Raw genomic sequence first — 18,609 nt, 5'->3', positions numbered from 1 at the left:
TGGTTCACTCACGTTCGTCTTCCCGGTCCCCACCTGACGACTCTCCCGCCGCCTTTTCCTCGACGCTCACCACGACGGTCTTCAGCCAACGCAGCTCGAGGTGGTTTGACGCCACCCCCCGAAAGGACGACGCCGAAGGGCCACAAACCTTCATCTCCTGTGCAGCAAGCACTTTCAAACAGTCGCCTCCTACATCGCGACTCCCTCCATGCGTCGTGACACAACAATGCCATTCAGTTAAGCGCTGGACAGTGGTGCTGCTCTGACCGCGGGACGAAGCGAGCCCGCCGGCTACTCGATCAACCAGACAAACCGACAGCACCAGCGGTCTTCGTTCGCTGTTCGTGTCACCTGCCCCTCGATACACCGAAGCTCGCAAGCTCGCTTCGGCACTCGGGGAGCGGGGATGATTGCGCAGTGCCACTGATGGCGCTCGTGAAGCGGTGACTGCAGACTGAAACCGGCGCCGCTGTTGGCACTCGGGAGCGAGGATGATTGCTGCTCGCCTATTTCTTGCCTGCCAGCACGTCGTCGTTGACGCGGTAGATCGTCACGTTGCCGCGACGGAACACCTCGGTGAGGCCGGGGGCGCCGCCCGCGGCGCGCAATGCGAGGAATGGGTCGCCCTGGATCCCGTGGTCGGGGTCGGGGACTCCGTTCTGGAACGCCCAGTAGCTCGGCGGACTGTCGATGACGTAGCGCACGTTCATGTCTCGCACGATGCCGTCGACGTGGGCGTCGACGCCGATCTTACTGACGGCCCAGTACAGGTCGCGCTGACGCTGGGAGAAGTCGTTGGAGCGATAGAACGGGAACATCGGGGTCAAGCCGGTCACCGGATAGATCCACCCAGTCCCCTGATCCAAGTTGTTGAGTATCAACGACTTTCGTGCACCGGGTTGGTCGGCGAGCCAGTGGAATGCGGCGACGTCGTCGGCGTCGATCAGTCGGCCGTTGCGCTGCTTGGACGCCGATTTCGAGTCGACCGGGTAACGATAGACCGCGCCGCCCACGATCAGCGCCAGGGTGAGCGCGAGAACGACGGGGACCGCGGTGCGCGCGAACGGCTTTGCCCCGGTCTTCGCCGAGGGGCGGGCAGCGAGCCGGCGCGCAACCCATAGCGCCACCACCCCGATCAGCGTCGCCGCGGCGGCAGCCGAGAACATCGCAGTGACAAAGGTCAGTCGATGGCTGGAGTTGTAGAAGTATCCCCCGAGTTCACCCAACGGCCCCGACAGCGGACCCAACAGCACCACCGAATTGGCGGCGAGCAGGACGAAGACCAACCACGTCGCCAGCGCGCCCCAGCACCGCAACCAGATCAGGACTCCCGCGCCGATCACCGATGCCGCCACCAGGGTCCACACCGGACCGATGTTGGTCAGTGGAATCGTGTAGTTGAACAACGCTTGTCGCAGTGCCAGACCGAGATTCGCGGTCTTGTCGAGTGAGCTGAAACCCGACAATTCGTTATTGTCAGCGATCTTCATCGTGCCGTAGATGACGGGTGCGCTCAACACCAGCGCCAGCACGAGCGTCGACGCCAGCGCACCGATGTCGGTTAACCGGGCGCGCCAGGCCCGCCCGGCGTCGAGCAGGTTGATCGGACGCCACAACGCTTCGGTGAGCCACCACAGTCCGACGATGACCGCGGTCAACACCAGACCGGACGGATGCGTCGCCGTCACACCGGCCACGACGATGGCGGCGGGGACGATGCGTCGTCGGTCACGCACAGCCGAGATCGTGAAAACGGCTGCGATCGGCGCCATCGAGACGCCGACGGCGTTGGGCACCGACGTCAACGCGAGTTCGACGTAGGGCAACGACGGGAACAGCCCGGCCAGCGCGGCACCGATCGCCGCCATCATCGCCGATTCCGACGGCGAAAAGCGATGGCGGGCAAACCAATACGCGAGACTTGCGACGCCCAGCGGAACGGTGATCGCCAGCACCGCGGGCGAGTAGGTGTTGTACAGTTCCACCGGATTGGCACCGGTCAGCGGAAAGACCAACGCGCCCAACGCATGCCAGGTGTTCGGGTAGAAGTTGAAGCCGTGATTGTCGTAGTTCATCAGCTCGCCCATGCGCAGCGACGAGCCCACACCGCTCTCATGAATCCAGCGCAATGAGCTTGCGTGCCACAGCGAATCCCACACCTGCGAGATGCTGTTGAGCCCACCGGTCACGGGGGTGATCAGCGGCCGCACGGCCGTCGTCACAATGATCACCGCACCGACTGCTACTCCCGCCGCCACCCCGAGGCAACCTCGGACGTCGAGCGGTGCGGCGCTCCCGGCGTCGGGCGCGGGCAGCAGACGTCGACCCGTGCGCGATTCGACGATCCGTGAATATCCCAGCGCCGCAACGAGTGCCACTATCAGTGCGATTGCGGCGGTCACGAGATTCCACTCGAATCCGACGATGCCGTAGAACACGGTCGCCAGGCTGACGATCAGGAAGGTAACCGGTGGGCCGACGGCGACCGCAACCGGCCACGCCACCCCCATCCGACGAGCCACCACCGCACCCGGCACTACCAACAGCACCGTGGTGACGATCGCGACCCACGCGGTGAGCATCATCGTCGGACTACCTCCAGCCTCCAAGCGCGGTGTCGTACGACCCCTCCGCACCGGCGTCGAACGCCATAGTCCTCGAGGTTACTGTGCGCCCGCCACCTCGGATGCGACCGCCGGTGGGTAGCGCCGATGCCCTAGCAGAGAAATCGCCAAGCAGGCGAGGGCGGCCAGGGCGCCGAATGCGAGCATTGCCGGATAGCTGACCGACCAGGACTGCGCCACCCAGGCCATGATTGCGGGGGCAGCGAATCCCAGGTAGGTGCCGGAATAGAAGACCGCGGTCAGCCCGGCGAGGTCGTCGGGACCGGCGATCCGCTGGACTTCGAGCAGACCGGAGATCATCGCCATGCCGTAGCCACAGCCGAGCACCGTCGCAGCAGTCACCGACAACCACAGCGTCAAGGTATGCGCGGCCAATGCTGCCAATGCCATACCGATGGTCAACACGACCAACGCTACGACGACGCCGCGTATCCCGCGGGGATCGTCGATGCGGCGCCCGACGGATTGAATGCCGAAGCCCGCCGTCAACCCGACGACGCAGCACAGTGCGGCGAACGCGATCGGCGCACCGGACGTATGCGGGGTCATCACCGCGGGAATCACCGCGTAGGCGACGGCGCATGCACCGAACACCCAGGGAGCGAGCAACAGGACGACGACCAGGAAGCGTCGATTCGTCACCGAGGGGATACGCAGGTCGTCGATGAGCCGGCCGGCGCCGGACGCCGCGCGGCGGGTCTCCGGCACCCGCACCAGCAAGACCAAGGCCAGCAGAGACAGTCCGATGTTGACGGCGTAGGGCAACACCGTCGGCCACGGTCCCCACTGAGCGAGTACCCCGGCGAGCCCGGCGCCGACACCGAATCCGGCGGTGAGGCTCATCGCCGCTCGGCGGGCGCCGGCACCGGCCGACGAACCGTCGAGGTCGGAGAGTTCTTTGATCCAACTGCCGCCCACCGCCATCGACAGCCCGAGCGCGATACCGCTGAACACTCGGCCCACCGCGAGCAGACCAGCCGAATGCGCTCCGAGGGCGAGGATCAGCGAACCCACGGCCGCGGCGAGCGGCGCGAACAACATCAGCTTCTTGCGGCCGACCCGATCCGACAACGGACCGGCGATCAGCAGGGTGGGAATGATTCCCACCACATAGGTGAACAGCAGGGCGTCGACGACCACCGCCGGCATATTCGACGTCAGCCGATACATGACCAGCAACGGAGTGAACTCGTTGCCGCCCCATGCGGTCGCGAACAATGCGGCCGCGACCGCGGCCCAGTAACCGGTGTATCGGCTCGACATGAGATCTCCCGCATCGGGTCGACCGGATGTGCGCCGATCGCTATTCGCCGTGGTCATCGGTTTCCTTGGGCGTGGGCTGGCGGGTGGTTGTGGTGCACCGACACCAGGTGCGCGGACAGCGCGGCGTCGAAGACCGCGGGATCACCGGACGCGATGGCGTCGATGATCGCGGCGTGCTCGTCGAGGATGCGGCCGGTGACACCGGGGTCGCGGTGCACACTCGCGGTGGTCATGCGCCGGTGTCGTTCGCCGAGACTGGCGAAGAATCCCGCGATCAGGGGATTGTCGCCGGCAGCGACGATGAGCTGGTGAAACTGAGCGTCGACGCGCGAGAAGGTCGCAATGTCCGACGTCCCGACTCCCCGGTGTTCGGCGAGGTTGGCGCGCAGGTCGTCGAGCAGAACGGCGTGGACAGCGGGCCGGTCGACGATGCGCGCGACCGCATGGCCTTCGAGCAGCAGCCGCGCCTGCAGGACATCGCCCGCTTCTCGTTCGGTGATCGGCAGGACCAGCGCGCCGCGCTTGGGATACAGACGCATCCAGCCTTCCGATTCGAGCCGGAGAAATGCCTCGCGTACCGGCGTGCGGCTGACTTCGCACAGTCGCGCGATGTCACCCTCGCTGATCAACTCACCGCCGGCGATTTCGGTAGTCAGGATCTTCTCTTTGACGACGTCATAGACCCTGGTCGCCGCGGTCGGTTCGGGGCTCATGAACGTTAGCGTAGCCAAGGATGCAACATAGATACAAGTTGTATTCTTGGCGGTTGCCATGGATATCAGTCGGTGGCAGACTTTGAGCGTCTCGCGACGCGGCAATCGTGACCCGAATCACCGCGGAAGCGAGGCAACGCAATGGGACGCCCCGACCCGGTGCCGACCTCAACCCGCAACTTCTCGTAGCGCAACGACGCGCCTGCCCCTCGTGACCGCCACAGTAGTGGCGTTAGATCCGCGACCCGCCTTTACTAAGGAGTGACCGTGACCAGCACGGCGAATGACCCCAGCACGCAGCCGGCCGAGACACCGGTCCCGATCACCGATCACGAGGTGTTCGAGGCCCATATCGGCGGCAAGCTGTCGGTCGAGCTGAGCGCACCGATCGATACGCAGCGTGACCTGTCGATCGCCTACACGCCCGGCGTCGCGCAGGTATCGCGCGCCATCGCCGCCGAGCCGGAGCTGGTCGACAAGTACACCTGGACCAACCGCCTCGTCGCCGTCGTGAGCGACGGTTCGGCGGTTCTCGGCCTCGGAGACATCGGCCCGCGCGCATCGCTGCCGGTCATGGAGGGCAAAGCCGCTCTGTTCCGCTCCTTTGCCGGACTGAACTCGATCCCGCTGGTCCTCGACACCAAGGACCCCGACGAAATCGTCGAAACCCTGATCCGTCTGCGTCCGAGCTTCGGAGCGGTGAACCTGGAAGACATCTCCGCGCCGCGCTGCTTCGAGATCGAGCAGCGGGTCATCGAAGCTCTCGACTGTCCCGTCATGCACGACGATCAGCACGGCACCGCAATCGTGGTTCTGGCCGCCCTCAAGGGTGCGGTCAGGGTGCTCGATCGCGAATTCGCCGACCTCAAGGTCGTCATCTCCGGTGCCGGTGCGGCCGGCGTCGCCTGCGCGAACATCCTGCTCGCCACGGGCATCAGCGACGTCATCGTGCTCGATTCACGCGGCGTCGTCAGCAGCGACCGCACCGACCTCACTCCGGTCAAGACCGACCTGGCGTCGCGCACCAACCCGCGCGGTGTGAGCGGCACCGCCGCCGACGCACTGGCCGGGGCCGACGTGTTCCTGGGCGTGTCGGCCGGCCAGATCGCCGAGGAGCTCATCGCCTCGATGAACGACGACGCCATCGTCTTCGCGCTGAGCAACCCGGATCCCGAGATCCACCCGACGGTTGCGGCCAAGTACGCCGCCGTCGTCGCGACCGGCCGCTCCGACTTCCCCAACCAGATCAACAACGTCCTCGCCTTCCCCGGAGTCTTCGCCGGAGCGCTCGACGCCGGCGCCCGTCGGATCACCGAGAACATGAAGATCGCCGCGGCCGAGGCGATCCTGTCGGTCGTCGCCGACGACCTGGCACGCGACAAGATCGTGCCGAGCCCACTCGATCCGCGCGTCGCACCCGCGGTGTCAGCGGCTGTCGCCGAGGCCGCGCGCGCCGACGGCGTCGCATAGTCATCACCGAGACAGGCGCCACCTGCGCGGTGGCGCCTTTTCGCTGTCCGGAATTACGCGGGGTCGACGCCGAGCTCTGTCGCGATCGCCGAAATCTGTGCGGCGAGTTCGACGTCGAGCGCGGTGAGCGCCCCGACGCTGTGCGTAGAAATCACGAAATGGATTGTCGCATAACGTAAGTCGATGTCGGGGTGATGATTGAGCGCTTCGGCGGCGTCGATCGCCCGGGCAACCATCTGGCCGCCGACGACCATCGTTCGGGTGAGAAATTCCGCGTGGACGGTGTTGTCGACGACCCGCCAGGGCACCGCGATGACACGCGCGACTTCTTCGGGATCCATCGGTTCGGGACGATTCGCAGCCATACCTTCACCATACGAGCGTCGACGTCGTATCCAGCCGGTTTGAGATTCGGCACCCTGGGTCGTTACACTCGTGAGCGCTGCCGAGAGGTAGCACGCCGCCCTAGCTCAGTCGGTAGAGCAATTCACTCGTAATGAATAGGTCAGGGGTTCGATTCCCCTGGGCGGCTCCGAGTTCTCGCAGGTCACGCCGGGGTTCCGATCATTCGGAACCCCGTTTTTTCGTTCGGGGACTTATGGGTCCGACATGGCGCGGTGCGAGTGTCGAGCACGCGCCGCACGCCTACCGAAGAGCGAGCCGATGCGCGGCCACGACCAGCGGACTATCGCAGCCCTCGACTGGTTCTGAACGCTTCACTCGGCCGTTGACGATGAAGATCGGTCCTCCAACCGCCCTCTATTTGATCTACAGCGACTCTTGGTTCAAATAGAACTGGATATCTAAGCAGCTATTTCATGTTGGTGCGAGAGGAGATCAGATGCCGTATCGGACGTTGAAGTCGATCTTTCACCAACGAGATCGTGCCGGTGCCGACGCCGAGGAACGAGCCCGACGGGACTCGCCCGCCGCCATCCACTGGGACTTGATGATCGGCGAATACGCGATGTTCGCGCTGATGACACCTGAAATCGCGGTGCTGATCGAACGAATCATGAGTTTCGAGCCGAAGACTCGGGCCGAGTGGGGCGGCCTGCCAGACCGCGCACGCTACCACTACCTGCATCGCATGGTGATCGACGAGGTCCAGGCGACGAACGAGATCGAGCAGGTCCGCTCGACCCGCAAGGAGATCAGCGAGGCAATCAAGGCGGTGCGGGCGGGACAGTCCACGTCGGACCAGCGGTTCACGGAGATGGTGCGGCTCTATCTCGGCATCGGCGACGACGAAGCCGAGAGTCCGCAGACGCTCGACGACGTCCGGACTGTCTACGACGCGATAACTCAGGGCGAGGTTCGCGACGACGACGTACCCGACGGACTTCGGTTCCGACGAGGACCGGTGTCGATCGAATCAAGAACCAAGGTCGTACATACCGGCGTGTTACCCGAGTCGGCGATCGACGAGGCCCTGACTCTCATGCTGAGTCAGGGGCGCGACGACTCGATCCCCCGGCTGATCAGAGCAGTGGTCGCGCATTTCATCTTCGAGTACGTGCACCCGTTCTACGACGGCAACGGCCGGACCGGACGCTACCTGCTCACACTGGACCTGCGACAGGTATTGGCTCCGTATGCGAGCCTGGCTTTGTCGGCGACCGTCGCCGACAACAAGGACCGCTACTACCGAGCGTTCGCCGACGCCGAGAATCCGTTGAACCGCGCAGATCTGACGCCCTATTTGATCGATATGCTGGAAATCACCGCCGAGGCTCAACATCGCCTGCTGCTCGATCTCTCCGAGCGTCGGCGGACGATCGAGACGATCGAGGCGCGTATCCGCGTTCTGCTGGACGATGAGCAATTCCCGCTGAACTTGGGACTCGACCTCGAATCGTCGCCGCCGGTTGATCGCGACGACCTCGGCGCAATCCTGTTCGCTCTAGGCCAGGCCAGCGCTGAGAACCGCACCGCGCAGGGCCGCCGGGGGCAGCCAGCCCTCGGAGAAACGTTCCCGTGCGGTTTTCAGTCGGTGACTTTAGGCGGTCGGATCGGCCAGGATCCCGACGAGCATCGCCAGAATCCACCACCTGTCATTTCGCATACGAACACGCCCTCCCCGAGATTCGGATCCGTTGTCGCGATCAGTCAAGCACGGGGGTGACAGGCGGCCGGCGCAAACTTCGGGCGGACGCGGTCTCCATGGCACGCGACACGGTGACCGCCAACGCAATCTTGCTGGACATTCGACCAGGTCACACCACCGACGGTTACCGATCCTCATGATTTCAACCGGCACGATGGTGCACAAAGCCCTATAGTGTGTAACACTGAACGCCGGGATCTACCTGATCCCTCACTGAAGGAAGTAGTAAAGCAACATGGCACAAGGAACCGTCAAGTGGTTCAACGGCGAAAAGGGCTTCGGCTTCATCGCTCCCGACGACAGCAACACCGGTGACGTCTTCGTTCACTACTCTGCGATCCAGGGAAGCGGATTCCGCAACCTCGAAGAGGCGCAGCGAGTTGAATTCGACATCGAGCAGGGCCAGAAGGGTCCTCAGGCCACGAACGTGAGCGTTCTGTAGAGCCTCACGGCCGACTAGAACCTGAAAGCCCCGGTCACATCGCGTGACCGGGGCTTTTGCCATCTCAGGAGTAGCAGGTCGTCGCTATCGTCCGGACCACGAACGTGCCCAGTTGCAGCTGCCCCGACGGTCCCGTTACCTTCCACGGCGTGGCGCCGGTGGTCGTCATCGCCGTTCCCGGGGTTTGGATCGTGCTGTTGCCGTTGTAGGGCCGATTGCAGTACCCGCCGTAGTTCACTTCGACGCGAAACGCTCGTCCCGGCGACAGGTTCTGCCAGATCATGCAGCCACTCGGCGCCGAGTTGAGTGTGCGCGTCCAGTTGTTCGTCCGACGCTCCAGAGTCATCGGCCCGACGTAGGGCCGTCCGTTCTCCAGCACCGCACAGGCCCGAACCGACGGCCGCCCCGCCGCGTCCGCCGCCCCAGTGCCCGAGACCGCCAACGCTGACGCCGCCGCCGCAACGGCAAGCACCCCTGCCATCACTTTCATGTTCGATCCTCCCTGTCGCCGCAGCTTTTGCCACGCTAACTTGAACCTATCAACACCCCTCGCCCCCTCGCGGCACCCGACTCCATATAGTGGACAGACACGAGTCGGCGGCGAGGAGAACACGATGTCGAACATCGGCAAGAAGATCAAGGACGAAGTCAAGGCGGTGGCTGCCGCGATCGACAATGAGTTGACCGTCCTCGAAGGCGTCCCCGGTGGCTACGATCCGCTCAAAGAAGAAGACGACGACACCGCCGACGAGAAGTAGCCGACTACGAATCGGGCTCTTGCACAAGCACTTCCACCAACTCACGCACCAGCGCCCGTTCTGGTTCGTCGGCGCGCTCGACGGCGTTGACGTCGATCTGCATCAGCCCCGGCGCCATCGACAGCGCACGGACGCCCGGCGTCGTCTCGCCCGCGTAGAGCACCGTCCACGCGTCGGGATGATTGACCAGTTCGGCCAAGACCGTACGGTCGGCGGCGATCGGCGGCCCCCACTGCACCGCCACTGCCCCCGCGTCGAACGCATCGGCGATCACCGACCGTAGCAACCGCTGCTGAGCCTGCGGCGGCATGAGCAGCGGATACGGCGAAAGTTGTTGCAGATCAACAGATTCGACGTCGGCCAACGGATGCCGCTCGGATACTCCGACGACCAGGTCCTCTGACCACAGGTGCCGCACCGTCAATCGAGTTCGCCCGCCGGCTTCGGATTCGGGCAGCGATCCGCGGATCAGCGCGATGTCGACGTCGCCGGATCGCACCGACGCCAGCCGCGCGGCGAAGTCTCGGATGATGAAATCCACCTCGACGTCAGGGTGCGCGTCGCGCATCACGGCGATCGCAGCCATCGCTCGATTGGCGAAAGACATGTTGGCCGCCAAGCGAATTCGACGCCGATCCGGTCGGACCGCGGCGATCGCCATCTCTTCCAGCGCCAACATCTGACGTGCGATGGGGGCCAGCCGTTCGGCGGCGTCGGTGGGGACTACGCGCCGCGTCGAGCGGTCGAAGAGCGTGACTTGCAACTCCGCTTCGAGTCGAGCGATCTGATGACTGATCGCCGACTGGGACAGAAAGTTGCGACTAGCCGCCCGACTGAAGCTCAATTCATCGCAGACGGCCACGAAGTAGCGCAGTTGGCGCAGTTCCATAGCACACAGGGTAGCAGCAGATTTATTAGCAATCGAGATAACTGCCGTGCAAACTATGCGTTTTACCTCGGGATTGATCTACGCCAGAGTGGGTGTTGTTAATTAATGAACGCTTCGACGCACGAGAGGACATCACCGATGACTACCACCGCCATCCGCCACCACACCGCCGACGTTGTGATCGTCGGCTCGGGCTTCGGCGGCATCGCGGCGGCCCGCAGGCTCGCCCGCCGCGGCTACCGCGCACTGATCGTCAGCGAGACGCAGCACTACCTGTTCCAGCCACTGCTCTACCAGGTCGCCACCGGCATCCTCGACCCCGAGATCATCGCCACCGCAACGCAAGACACCGTCCCCGACGGCGTCGACACGCTGCAAGCCCGGGTCACCGGCGTCGATGCCGCCGCCCAGATGCTCTACGCGACCGCGGACGGCGTGGAGGTGACCATCGGATACAACTGGCTCATCGCGGCAACCGGTGCGGCACAAGCGTATTTCGGTCGGCCCGAGTTCGCCGAGTACACCTTCGCGTTGAAGACCGCCGACGACGCCAAAGCCCTGCGCGACCACATCCACGAACACTTCGTGATCGCCGCCGACACCAGCGTCGACGCCGATACGCGGCGTCGGGCAGCGAGCTTCGTCATCGTCGGGGCAGGCGCCACCGGCGTCGAAACCGCCGGGGAGATAGCCGAATTGGCGAAACGCCACTTCCACCAGGAGGTGCACATCACGCTCGTCGACGGCGCGGCCGACGTGCTGCCCGCCTACGGCGGTACCCTCAGCGCCTACGCCCGTGAGCGGCTCACCGACGCCGGCATCACCGTCCTGACCGCAGCGATGGTCACCGACCTCGACGCCACCGGCGCGACGATTCAGTATGACGGCGCCACAACGCGATTGGACGCCGACACGATCATCTGGGCCGCCGGAGTGCGGGCCGCCGACTTCGCGGGCGCCCTCGCCGAGACGACCGGCTGCGACACCGACCGGGCCGGGCGACTGCTCATCAACACCGATCTGACCGTCGGCGGGTACGCGAACGTCTTCGCGATCGGCGACATGACGTCACTGCACGACTATCCCGGGCAGAGCCCGGTTGCGATGCAGCAGGGCCGCCACGCCGCCGACACCATCACCGGAAAGATCAAGCGCGGCACCGAGTTCCGCTACTTCGACAAGGGCAGCATGGCCATGCTCAACCGGTTGGGCGCGGTGACGAATGTCCGCGACGTCATCAAGCTGACCGGGCCGCTGGCCTGGATCACCTGGCTCGCGGTGCACCTCTACTACCTCGCCGGGCTCAAGCACCGGACGCGCGCACTCGTCGACTGGGCTCGCGCGTTCGTCGGGCGTGGCCGCCCCGGATACGCGGTCTACGCGCCGATCCGGGTGCCCGAGGACAAAGCCGAACGCATCGCGGCATAACCCCCCGGAGCCGATCGCGGTGTGCCCCCGTCGGGGCTCACCGCGGTTGCCGTGTCCGCATCGCCTGACCGATCTTGGCCACCATCGCGTCGACCGCGAACTTCGGTTTGACGTTGACGTCCAGGGCCTCCCGGCATTCGAGTACCGCCTCGATGCACTGCAGGAGTTGCTCGGCAGACGCGAAGTCGGCCATGCCGGTGGTCGTCGACTCGACCATGTCGGGATGCATGAACTGCACCCGAGCGCCCGCCGCCATCACCATGGCATCGCGGAACAGCGCGGCGAGGTCGACGAGAGCGCGGTCGAGGACGTCGCGTGACGTCCTGGTGGCCCGCGACTTCTGTCGCTTCGCGAGATCGTTGAGTGCGCCGGCGGTGCCTCGGGGCGCGCGGGCGGTGCCCTTGCCGGTTCCGCCGGCGCCCAACGCCGTCTTGAGTTCCTCGGTCTCGGCCTCGTCGAGTTCGGCGCTGATCGCCTTGGCCGCCTCGTCTGCCGATCGTACGAGCGCCTCGGCGGCTGCGTAGGCCGTCGAATCACGCGTCGCGGCGCGGGCGAGGCCCAGCGCAGCGATCCGTTGTGCTCGCGCCGACGGATCGGTGGCGAGGCGTCGAGCGCGGCCGATATGTCCGCCGCAGACCGACGCCGCCCAGTGCGCGTCGTCGGGGGCGATGCCGTCGTGGGCGGTGAGGACTTCGGCGATGTCGGCGACCGACGCCGTCGTCAATGCGATGTGGCGGCAGCGAGACTTGAGGGTGACCGAGATGTCTTCCGGATCGACCGACGGCGCGCAGAGAAGGAATACCGTCCGCGCGGGCGGCTCCTCGACGACCTTCAGCAGGGCGTTGGCGGCCTGCTCGGTGAGACGATCGGCGTCCTCGACGATGACGACCTGCCACCGCCCGGTACCGGGGCGTCGACTCGCCAATTGGACGATCTCGCGGATCTCCCGAACCGACAGACTCAGCCCCTCGGGCACCACATGGCGAACGTCGGCATGTGTGCCACTCATCACAGTGGTGCATGAGCGACATTCCCCACACCCCAGATTGTCCGGCGTCTGGCACTGCAACGCGGCGGCGAAACACTTCGCCGCAACCGAACGGCCGGTGCCCGGCGGACCGGTGAACAACCAGGCGTGCGTCATCGACGCACGCTGCGCGACGACGCTATTCTCGACCTGACCTGCGTCGGAGCCGAACATCGACACCGCGCCGAGGCTGTCTTCGTCTGCTCGCCGGGACACCGACAGTGCTGCCCGCGCCGCCGCCGACAGTTCGGCCGCAGCGCTGCGCTGGCCGATCAATCGGTCGAAGACGTTACTCACAACACCAGACTAGAGGTCGGGTCAGACAGGCAAACCGCAACCGTGTTGTTTAACAATTGCAAGCAGCCAGCTACCTTTGACGATGTGGTTGAACGTCGCTCACGGTGGTCAAAGGGCCTACACCTGGCCCGCTGGCTGATCCATACCCCGTGGCCGATCCTCGCGCTCGACATGCTGCGGGCCAACCTGCTTGGCGCGCTGTTCACCTTCGCATTCCTCCGCTTCGGCATGCCCGACAAGTATGCGGTCAGCCTGTCGCAGATCGACGCCCGAAATCAGCTGATCTTCGCCTTCTACCTGATCGTCGCGACGTTGATCGGCGGGTACCTCAGCATTCAACTGACCCTGCCGGTGCTGGTCTGGCATCGTCGGCGTTCACGCCTGGACAACGACTACGCCCGACGTCGGGCGTTGGCCTTACCGTGGCTGCTCACGCTGTCGAACTTCTGCATCTGGTTGGTCGGCGGCATCCTGTTCACCTATTTGAACTTGGGGATCAGCGGGCGTCGTGCGTTCTTCGTCGCGGGAGCCACTGCCATCGGCGCGTTGGTGACGTGCGTCCTGAGTTATCTGCAGGCTGAGCGCGTGTTGCGCCCGATCACCGTCGCGGCCATGGCCAACGACCCGGACATCGCCGTCGCACCCAGCGTCGGCACGCGCATCACGTTGTTCTGGCTGATCACCGTCGCACTGCCGTTGGTGGTGATCATCATCCTGATCCTGCTCGCCCGGTTCGAGACGGGCGGCGCCAACGCTTCGGAGCTGATCCGCCCCATCCTGTGGATGGCATGTGCTGGACTCGCCTTGGGCGTACTCGCCATCGCGAGGCTGCTCGGCGCGATCACCGATCCGATCAAACAGCTCCGGCATGCGCAGAACGAGGTGCGCGCGGGCAACCTCGACGTCGCGGTGAAGATCTACGACGGCAGCGACCTCGGACTCCTGCAGGCGGGTTTCAACGAGATGGTCGCCGACGTCCGCGAACGCCAAGAACTGCGGAACCTGTTCGGCCGCTACGTCGGCGAGGACGTCGCCCGCCGCGCCATCGAGACCGGCACCGAGCTCGGCGGAGAGGAACGCTACGTCGGGGTGCTGTTCGTCGACATCGTCGGCTCGACGCGACTCGCCGTCAACCGGCCGCCGCGTGAAGTGGTCGGGTTGCTCAACGAGTTCTTCCAAGTCGTCGTCGACGTCGTTGGGCGCCATGGCGGCTTCGTCAACAAGTTCCAGGGCGACGCCGCGCTGGCGATCTTCGGTGCGCCGTTGGAGCTCGACGACTTCGCCGGCCGCGCGCTGGCCGCGTCGCGCGAACTGCGGGTCGAGATCGAGCGGACGCTGGGCAACACCGACTTCGGTATCGGAGTGTCGGCCGGAAAGGCGATCGCCGGCCACATCGGGTCGCAGCAGCGCCTGGAATACACGGTGATCGGCGACCCGGTGAACGAAGCGGCCCGCCTCACCGAGTTGGCCAAAGACGAGCCGACACGAGTGCTGGGTTCGGCCCGTGCGGTGTTCCTCGGCTCTGCCGAGGAGGCCGAGTTCTGGGAAATCGGCGAAGGCGTGGAGCTCCGCGGCCGCGGCATCGAAACCCTGCTGGCTCGACCGAAATTGGATCCCGTCGAGCACGGCTGACGTCGGGCCGATTGGAAGGGGTTGGGTCGGGGTTGGTTTGGGGTTGGCGGGGCGGGTGCGTCGAGCCGATTGGAATCTGTCACGTCAGGGTCGGCGAGGGGCCCGCTCCCTCGACGGCGCTGAGGAAGCCGAATGCAATCTGCCCAGGCGGCGGCGACGTCGGGCCGATTGGAATCTGTCACGTCAGGGTCGGCGAGGGGCCCGCTCCCCCGACGGTGCTGAGGAGGCCGAAGGCAATCAGCCCGCGGCGGCGGCGACGTCGGGCCGATTGCAAACTGTCACGTCAGAATCAGCAAGGGGCCCGCTCCCCCGAGGGCGCCGAGAAAGCAGAATGCAATCTGCCACATCGCCCTTCGACGTGCCGAGCCGATTGCAAACTGTCACGTCAGAGTCGGCGAGGGGCCCGCTCCCCCGACGGCGCTGAGGAAGCCGAATGCAATCAGCCCACGGCCAAGCGACGTCGAGGCAGATTGGAAACTGCCACGTCAGAGTCAGCGAGGGGCCCGCTCCCCCGACGGCACTGAGGAAGCCGAATGCAATCAGCCCCAGCCAGCGACGTCGAGGCAGATCGAAAACTGCCACGTCAGAGTCAGCAAGGGACCCGCTCCCCCGACGGCGCCGAGAAAGCCGAATGCAATCTGCCCAGGACCGACCGTCGAAGAGCATGGTGGCTGCCTAACACAGCCACTTACTCCGCGGCCTTCTTCGCCGCGGCCTTCTTCGCCGGCGCCTTCTTGGCTGCCGCAGTCTTCTTTGCCGCAGCAGTCTTCTTGGCGGGAGCTTTCTTCGCGGCAGTCTTCGTCGCAGCGGCCTTCTTCGCGGGAGCTTTCTTCGCAGCAGTCTTCGACGCCGCGCCCTTCTTGGCCGGAGCCTTCTTCGCGGCCTTCTTCGCCGGACCTCGGGCCCGACGATCAGCGAGCAGTTCCATGGCGCGGTCGGGGGTGATGGTGGCGACGTCGTCGTCTTTGCGGAGGCTGGCGTTGGTCTCGCCGTCGGTCACATACGGGCCGAAACGACCCTCCTTGATGACCATCGGCTTGTCGCTGACCGAGTCGTTGCCCAGCTCACGCAGCGGCGGCGCAGCCGCGGCCCGACCCCGACGCTTCGGCTCGGAGTAGATCTTCAACGCGTCGTCGAGCGTGACGTCGAAGAGTTGATCCTCCGACGCCAGCGAACGCGAATCGCTGCCCTTCTTCAAGTAGGGCCCGTACCGCCCGTTCTGCGCGGTGATCTCGTCGCCGGACTCCGGGTCGACGCCGACGACCCGCGGCAACGACAACAGCTTGAGCGCGTCGTCGAGGGTGACCGTGGCGATGTCCATCGACTTGAACAGCGAACCTGTGCGTGGTTTGGGGCCCGCCGCCTTCTTCGCAGCCTTCTTGACGGTCTTCTTCGCCGCCTTCTTAGCCGTCTTGGTGCCGACGCCGCCCGACGGATCATCAAGGGATACAGGAGATTCCGCATCGGCTTCGACGCCGGGTGCGCCGCCGTCGCGCGGCGTCGGACCGGGCGGAATCGTCAGTGCTGGCTCGGGCGTATCGCCGTCGTCGCCGTCCTCGTCGGCAGGCGGAAGTATCTCGGTGACATACGGCCCGAAACGTCCTTCCTTGACGACGATCTCGTTGCCGCTGACCGGATCGACGCCGAGCACGCGTCCTTCCTGCGGTGTGCTGAACAGCTTTTCGGCGACCTCGATGGTGAGTTCGTCGGGTGTCATGTCGGCGGGCAGGTTGGCGCGCTGCAGGTCCGGTTCGGCGTCGGGCCCGGCGATGTTGCGCTCCAGGTACGGACCGAAACGTCCGACACGCACGTAGATGGGGCGGCCCAGCTCGTCGTCGAACAGGTTGATGGAGTTGACTTCTCGCGCGTCGATGCCTTCGAGATTGACGCCGACGAGCGTCTTCAGTCCGCCGAGGCGCGCGATGTCCGAGCGCGCACCGTCGGTGGAACCCGTTGCAGGAGAATCAGATTCATGACGATTGCCGAAGTAGAACTCGGTCAGCCAGGTAGTGCGGTCCTCGTTGCCGCCGGCGATCTGGTCGAGGTCGTCTTCCAGCGACGCGGTGAAGTCGTAGTCGACGAGGGACTCGAAATGCGCCTCTAGCAAACCGATTACGGCGAAAGCGATCCACGACGGCACCAGCGCGCTGCCCTTTTTCACGACGTAGCCGCGGTCCTGGATGGTGCCGATGATCGATGCGTACGTCGACGGTCGACCGATGCCGAGCTCCTCAAGCACCTTGATCAGCGACGCCTCGGTGTAGCGGGCCGGCGGGTTGGTCGAATGCCCGTCCGCGTCAACGTCATTCGCGGTCAGCGCCTGACCCTCGACGAGGTTGGGCAGCCGCGACTCCTCGTCGTCGGCCTGGCCGCCGGCCTGCTCGTCGACGGTCTCGACGTAGGCCGACAGGAAGCCGGGAAAGGTGATCGTACGGCCCGACGCCGCGAAGGTACACAGCTCACCACTCGTCGCCGTGCCCGTGATACGCAGGCTCATCGTGGTGCCCTTGGCATCGGCCATCTGGGAGGCGACGGTGCGCTGCCAGATCAGCTCGTAGAGCCGGAACTCGTCCGACGACAGCGCCGACGCGACCTGACCTGGCGTACGGAAGGACTCACCGGCCGGGCGGATCGCCTCGTGCGCCTCCTGCGCGTTCTTCACCTTGCGGGTGTACTGACGCGGCGTCGGGTGAACGAAGTTGGCTCCGTACAGCTGGGTTGCCTGCGCGCGGGCAGCGGCGATCGCCGACTCCGACAGCGTCGTCGAGTCGGTACGCATGTAGGTGATGTAGCCGTTCTCATACAGCCGCTGCGCGATGCGCATGGTGCGGTCGGAGGAGAAGCGCAGTTTGCGGCCCGCCTCCTGCTGCAGCGTCGACGTCATGAACGGCGCGTATGGACGACGGGTGTACGGCTTCTCCTCGACCGACGTCACCGTCATCGCCGCACCGGTCAGCCCCGCGGCCAGCGAACGGGCGCGCGCCTCGTCGAGCACGACGACGGTGTCGGCCTTCTTCAGCTGTCCACGCGAGTCGAAGTCGCGGCCGGTCGCGACCCGCAGGTCGTCGACGCTGACCAGCCTCGACCGGAATGTGCGCGGCGAGGCCGCCGACTCCTTCGAAGCGGAACCCTCACGGCCGGCGTCCATCGTCGCGGCGATGTCCCAGTAGTCGGCGGACACGAACGCCATGCGTTCGCGTTCCCGCTCGACGATGATGCGTGTCGCCACCGACTGCACACGCCCCGCCGAGAGCTTGGGCATGACCTTCTTCCACAGCACCGGCGACACCTCGTAGCCGTACAGGCGATCGAGGATGCGGCGGGTCTCCTGGGCGTCGACGAGGGCGATGTCGAGGTCGCGGGGACTGTCCGCTGCGGCGAGAATCGCCGACTCGGTGATCTCGTGGAAGACCATCCGCCGGACCGGGATCTTGGGCTTGAGCGTCTCGAGGAGATGCCACGCGATGGCCTCTCCCTCGCGGTCGCCGTCGGTGGCGAGATAGAGCTCGTCGACGTCCTTCATCAGCGACTTCAGCTCGGTGACCGTGGACTTCTTGTCCGCCGACACCACATAGAGCGGCTCGAAGTCGTCATCGACGTTGACGCCGAGCCGCGCCCAGGGCTGCCCCTTGTACTGCGCGGGGACGTCGGCGGCGCCGCGCGGCAGGTCGCGGATGTGACCGCGGGACGATTCGACGACGTAGTTGGCGCCGAGGTAACCGGCGATCTTGCGGGCCTTGGTCGGGGACTCGACAATGACGAGCCTGCGGATGGGCTTCGTCGGTGCTGCTGTGTCAGTCTCGGCCACGGGCGCCTTTCGTGTCGACTTCGGATTGCGGTCTACCGAAGAATAGGTGTTGTTACAGGCGTTTGTACCTTATATATAGCGTGCGCTGCACATCCCATTACGTCGTCAGGTGTCCAGAAATTCCCCGACGCCGGCGTGCGGTGCGACAAAA

General features: G+C 65.4%; 14 protein-coding genes and 1 tRNA gene. 7 read left to right on the top strand and 8 right to left on the bottom strand.

Features of this window, described 5'->3' with window-relative positions; all coding sequences use genetic code 11:
• Nucleotides 1-506: 506 nt before the first annotated feature.
• The 3 genes from HH308_RS16370 to HH308_RS16360 all read right to left on the bottom strand — a co-directional run bounded on the left by HH308_RS16370 (nt 507) and on the right by HH308_RS16360 (nt 4,600).
• Nucleotides 507-2,585 carry a DUF6541 family protein gene (locus HH308_RS16370; protein ID WP_170195293.1) on the bottom strand — a complete coding sequence of 693 codons (2,079 nt, stop codon included), beginning with the start codon at nt 2,583-2,585 and terminating at the stop codon, nt 507-509.
• Between the two features lie 78 nt (nt 2,586-2,663).
• The gene (locus HH308_RS16365; RefSeq protein ID WP_211188557.1) at nt 2,664-3,887 is read right to left on the bottom strand and encodes an MFS transporter; all 1,224 of its coding nucleotides are present in this window, start codon (nt 3,885-3,887) and stop codon (nt 2,664-2,666) included.
• Between the two features lie 53 nt (nt 3,888-3,940).
• Complete coding sequence (locus HH308_RS16360) at nt 3,941-4,600, bottom strand: GntR family transcriptional regulator (RefSeq protein WP_170195291.1); 660 nt, start codon at nt 4,598-4,600, stop codon at nt 3,941-3,943.
• A 261-nt stretch (nt 4,601-4,861) separates the two neighbouring features.
• On the opposite strand from HH308_RS16360, the gene HH308_RS16355 reads away from it, so the two are divergent.
• On the top strand, nt 4,862-6,070 hold the full coding sequence (locus tag HH308_RS16355; RefSeq protein WP_170195290.1) for an NAD(P)-dependent malic enzyme: 1,209 nt from the start codon (nt 4,862-4,864) through the stop codon (nt 6,068-6,070).
• Between the two features lie 53 nt (nt 6,071-6,123).
• On the opposite strand, the gene HH308_RS16350 is transcribed toward HH308_RS16355, so the two are convergent.
• The gene (locus HH308_RS16350) at nt 6,124-6,435 is read right to left on the bottom strand and encodes a 4a-hydroxytetrahydrobiopterin dehydratase (RefSeq protein WP_170195289.1); all 312 of its coding nucleotides are present in this window, start codon (nt 6,433-6,435) and stop codon (nt 6,124-6,126) included.
• A 94-nt stretch (nt 6,436-6,529) separates the two neighbouring features.
• Here HH308_RS16350 and HH308_RS16345 point away from each other — a divergent pair.
• The 3 genes from HH308_RS16345 to HH308_RS16335 all read left to right on the top strand — a co-directional run bounded on the left by HH308_RS16345 (nt 6,530) and on the right by HH308_RS16335 (nt 8,619).
• Nucleotides 6,530-6,602 (top strand) — tRNA-Thr (locus tag HH308_RS16345).
• A gap of 309 nt (nt 6,603-6,911) precedes the next feature.
• On the top strand, nt 6,912-8,195 hold the full coding sequence (locus tag HH308_RS16340) for a Fic family protein (protein WP_246284653.1): 1,284 nt from the start codon (nt 6,912-6,914) through the stop codon (nt 8,193-8,195).
• A gap of 217 nt (nt 8,196-8,412) precedes the next feature.
• Entirely contained in the window at nt 8,413-8,619 is a 207-nt protein-coding gene (locus tag HH308_RS16335; protein WP_170195288.1) for a cold-shock protein, read from the top strand.
• 64 nt (nt 8,620-8,683) lie between these two features.
• Here the strand turns inward: HH308_RS16335 and HH308_RS16330 are convergent, their stop codons facing one another.
• Nucleotides 8,684-9,109, bottom strand: a complete 426-nt coding sequence (locus tag HH308_RS16330; RefSeq protein WP_170195287.1) for a hypothetical protein — start codon at nt 9,107-9,109, stop codon at nt 8,684-8,686.
• Between the two features lie 124 nt (nt 9,110-9,233).
• Between HH308_RS16330 and HH308_RS16325 the strand changes: the two genes are divergently transcribed.
• Complete coding sequence (locus tag HH308_RS16325) at nt 9,234-9,377, top strand: hypothetical protein (protein WP_170195286.1); 144 nt, start codon at nt 9,234-9,236, stop codon at nt 9,375-9,377.
• A 4-nt stretch (nt 9,378-9,381) separates the two neighbouring features.
• Here the strand turns inward: HH308_RS16325 and HH308_RS16320 are convergent, their stop codons facing one another.
• Nucleotides 9,382-10,266 carry a LysR family transcriptional regulator gene (locus HH308_RS16320; RefSeq protein WP_170195285.1) on the bottom strand — a complete coding sequence of 295 codons (885 nt, stop codon included), beginning with the start codon at nt 10,264-10,266 and terminating at the stop codon, nt 9,382-9,384.
• A gap of 138 nt (nt 10,267-10,404) precedes the next feature.
• On the opposite strand from HH308_RS16320, the gene HH308_RS16315 reads away from it, so the two are divergent.
• Entirely contained in the window at nt 10,405-11,694 is a 1,290-nt protein-coding gene (locus HH308_RS16315) for an NAD(P)/FAD-dependent oxidoreductase (protein ID WP_170195284.1), read from the top strand.
• Between the two features lie 37 nt (nt 11,695-11,731).
• Here HH308_RS16315 and HH308_RS16310 read toward each other — a convergent pair whose 3' ends face one another.
• Complete coding sequence (locus HH308_RS16310; RefSeq protein ID WP_170195283.1) at nt 11,732-13,018, bottom strand: DNA polymerase III subunit delta'; 1,287 nt, start codon at nt 13,016-13,018, stop codon at nt 11,732-11,734.
• Between the two features lie 171 nt (nt 13,019-13,189).
• On the opposite strand from HH308_RS16310, the gene HH308_RS16305 reads away from it, so the two are divergent.
• Nucleotides 13,190-14,650 carry an adenylate/guanylate cyclase domain-containing protein gene (locus HH308_RS16305; RefSeq protein WP_246284657.1) on the top strand — a complete coding sequence of 487 codons (1,461 nt, stop codon included), beginning with the start codon at nt 13,190-13,192 and terminating at the stop codon, nt 14,648-14,650.
• Nucleotides 14,651-15,338: 688 nt separating this feature from the next.
• Here the strand turns inward: HH308_RS16305 and topA are convergent.
• A complete protein-coding gene (gene topA, locus HH308_RS16300; protein ID WP_170195281.1) occupies nt 15,339-18,458 on the bottom strand; it encodes a type I DNA topoisomerase in 3,120 nt (1,039 codons plus the stop codon).
• Between the last annotated feature and the right edge of the window lie 151 nt (nt 18,459-18,609).

Source organism: Gordonia asplenii (assembly GCF_012933505.1).
Classification (GTDB): Bacteria; Actinomycetota; Actinomycetes; order Mycobacteriales; family Mycobacteriaceae; genus Gordonia; species Gordonia asplenii.
The sequence above is the reverse complement of the archived record's forward strand: the minus strand, read 5'-3'. Positions and strand labels throughout refer to the sequence as shown.